Origin of the sequence: Faecalibacterium sp. DFI.5.82 (genome assembly GCF_029076575.1) — a bacterium.
GTDB classification, from domain to species: Bacteria; Bacillota; Clostridia; order Oscillospirales; family Ruminococcaceae; genus Faecalibacterium; species Faecalibacterium duncaniae.
Window position 1 is genome coordinate 1 of the sequence record NZ_JARFIS010000758.1, and the last position, 301, is coordinate 301.

Annotated in this window: 1 pseudogene; it reads right to left on the reverse strand. The window is 49.2% G+C overall.

From position 1 onward, the window contains the following. Positions 1–78 precede the first annotated feature (78 nt). Positions 79–301 (reverse strand): annotated as a pseudogene (locus tag P0G09_RS18780) (hypothetical protein); the annotation flags it as partial.

Sequence of the window (301 nt, forward strand, 5' to 3'; positions counted from 1 at the left end):
TTCCCGTTTTTGGACTTTCAGCGCGGCAATGCGGCTTTCGCTTTCTGCAACCTGCTGTGCGGCAGGGTTGGCAGATGCTTAGAGGCTTTTGATTTTTTCGGAAAGAGCAGCTTGATACTGCCTTTCGCAATCGGACAGCCGTGCCAGCCTATTTTGAATTTGAGCTAAATCAGCATCAACGGAAGAAAGGTCATGGAGAGCCACATCGTACTTGACACGGGCTGCATAGGCTTCCTGCCGTTCCTTGTCCAGTGTTTCATCCATTTTTCCGATTACTTGATAGAAAAATGCGGCAAGGCTG